This is a genomic window from Burkholderia cepacia, from assembly GCF_001039005.1.
Classification (GTDB): domain Bacteria; phylum Pseudomonadota; class Gammaproteobacteria; order Burkholderiales; family Burkholderiaceae; genus Burkholderia; species Burkholderia theae.
Genome location: NZ_LDWR01000044.1, coordinates 1 through 2,302 on the forward strand (window position 1 = coordinate 1; position 2,302 = coordinate 2,302).

The 2,302-nt window shown below is 68.3% G+C and carries 2 protein-coding genes and 1 pseudogene; all 3 read left to right on the top strand.

What is annotated here, in order from left to right; all coding sequences use genetic code 11:
* Positions 1-192, top strand: a pseudogene (locus VL15_RS42785) (glycosyltransferase); the annotation flags it as partial.
* A 6-nt stretch (positions 193-198) separates the two neighbouring features.
* Positions 199-1,461, top strand: coding sequence for a glycosyltransferase family 87 protein (locus VL15_RS24900; RefSeq protein ID WP_048249171.1), 1,263 nt, complete (start codon positions 199-201; stop codon positions 1,459-1,461).
* 327 nt (positions 1,462-1,788) lie between these two features.
* On the top strand, positions 1,789-2,302 hold a 514-nt coding region (locus tag VL15_RS24905), incomplete at its 3' end, for a glycosyltransferase family 2 protein (RefSeq protein WP_048249172.1).

The following is a 2,302-nucleotide window of genomic DNA, read 5'->3' on the forward strand; positions in this document are numbered from 1 at the left end:
CAGCGACCGGTCTATCTGGTGCGGCGCCGCTACCGCGCCAACGCCCATGCGGGCCAGCAGCCCGCGCGGCACGCCGCGCAGCCGGACGGTTCGAAGCTGCTGCAGTTTCCGGTCCGGCGTGTCGTCACGGCCCGACGCCGGCAGGCCGCCGCCGTCGGCGTGCCGGTATCGCGCAACCTGTCGGTCAAGTAACGTCGCATGGATATTTCCAGCTCATCGATACGGACCGACGAACGCGCCGTTCGCGTCTGGCTGACGCCCGGCCGCATCGCGCTTTACAGCGCGGTCATGCTGACGATCGGCGTGCTGTTCGTGTCGCTGCTCGTCTGGAACGGCATCCTCTCGACCGACCCGGGCACGTTCCGCCCCGGCTCGGGGTACATGGTGTTCTGGTCCGCGTCGCACCTGATGCTGCACGGCTCGTCGTGGCAGGCCTACGACGTCCCGACGTTCTCGCGGGTGCTCGCCGGCCTGTTCCCGACGACCGGCCGCTATGCGTTCCTGCCGTGGCTGTACCCGCCTTCGTATCTGCTGGTGGTGGCGCCGTTCGCGCTGCTGCCCTATGCGATCAGCTATCCGCTGTTCATCGCGCTCGGCATCGTGCTGCTCGGCGTGGCGGCCTGGCGTGTGTCGGGGCTCGCCGCGACGCCCGGCGCGACACGCGTCGGCTGGCTCGCGCTGCTTGCATGCCCGGGCGTGTTCGTCACCGCGACGTACGGACAGAACGCGATGCTGACCGCGGCGTGCGCGGCGCTCGCCGTGTATTTCGTCGATCGGCGGCCGATGCTGGCCGGCTTCCTGATCGGCCTGCTGTCGGTCAAGCCGCAACTGGCGTTGCTGTTTCCGTTCGTGCTGATCGCCGCGCGCGCATGGCGTGCGTTCGCGTGGGCCGCGGCATTCGCCGTCGCGTTCACCGCGCTGGGCGTCGCGACGGGCGGCATCGAATCGGTCCGCCTCTTTCTGCAAAACGCCGGCGCGCTGCGTTCGCTGATCATCGAGCATGGCGTGCCGTTCTGGTTTGCGTCGCCGACACCGTTCGCGGCGTTCCGCCTCGCCGGCCTGTCGCCGGCACTCGCGTACGCCGGGCAAGCCGGCATCGCCGCGATCTCGATCGCGGCCGCGTGCTTCGTCTGGCACCGCAACCGGGATGTGCGGCTGCGCGGCGCGGTACTGGTCATCGCGACGCTCGCCGTGAATCCCTATGTCTGGCACTACGAACTGTCGTGGCTGTGCATCCCGATCGCGTGCATGATCGCCATCGGCTCGCAGAACGGCTGGCTGCGCGGCGAGCAAAGCGTCGTCGCCGCCATGTGGGCGCTGCCGCTGTACGAGTTTCTGAATCCGTGGATGAAGCTGCCGCAGATCGGGCCTGCTGTCACGTCGGTCGCCCTGCTCATGCTGCTGCGGCGCGCACGGCTCGCGGGCCGCGGCGCGCACATCGATACCGTCCGCGCGCCCTGAGCGGATTGCCACGCGCTACCGGCGCGACGCCCTGCATGATTCGAGCGGATGGTCGACCATCGGAATCCGGCCACGGCATCGCATGAAGCCGCTCCCGCGCTCCCCATGCGCCGATAAGCACAATCCCGATACTTGCTTGTCTTGCAGCGCGCCTGCCGTCGACGAACCCTGTCCCGACGGTGAAACAGCCCCCCGCACACCCCGCGCATCGGTATTACGAATCGTCGATTTCTGCATACAATAATCGTAACGCCTGTCGTCCGGCCTGCGGCTGACGACACCCGGATCCATACGGTGCAGCGCAGGCCGAATCTCTCGGGGAGACGCATGCCCACGCACGCCAGAAAACCGCTGGTCTCGCTCGTCGTGCCGTTTCACGACGAAGACGAAACGATCGACGCGTTCTTTGCCGAAACACTGCCCGTCCTCGAATCGGTCGACGCGGTCCGCTTCGAGATCGTCTGCGTCAACGACGGCAGCCGCGATCGCACGCTCGACCGGCTGCTCGCGGTCATGGCCGGCGATCCGCGCGTGCGCGTCGTCGATCTCACGCGCCGCTTCGGCAAGGAGGCCGCGCTTACCGCCGGCATCGACGAAGCCGCCGGCGCGGCCGTGATCCTGATCGACGCCGACCTGCAGGACCCGCCCGCGCTGATCCCCGCGATGATCGAACGCTGGCACGCCGGCGCCAAGGTCGTTGCCGCGAAACGTACCGACCGCATGTGCGATCCGCTGATGCAGCGCGTGGCCGCCGCGCTCTACTATCGCGTGCACAACCGGCTCTCCGAAGTCGAGATGCCGGAGAACGTCGGCGATTTCCGCCTGATGGACCGCCAGGTCG

What these genes read in the sequence shown, in the direction of transcription:
- VL15_RS24900 (WP_048249171.1), top strand. Translation starts at nt 199, where the DNA reads ATGGATATTTCCAGCTCATCGATACGGACCGACGAACGCGCCGTTCGC.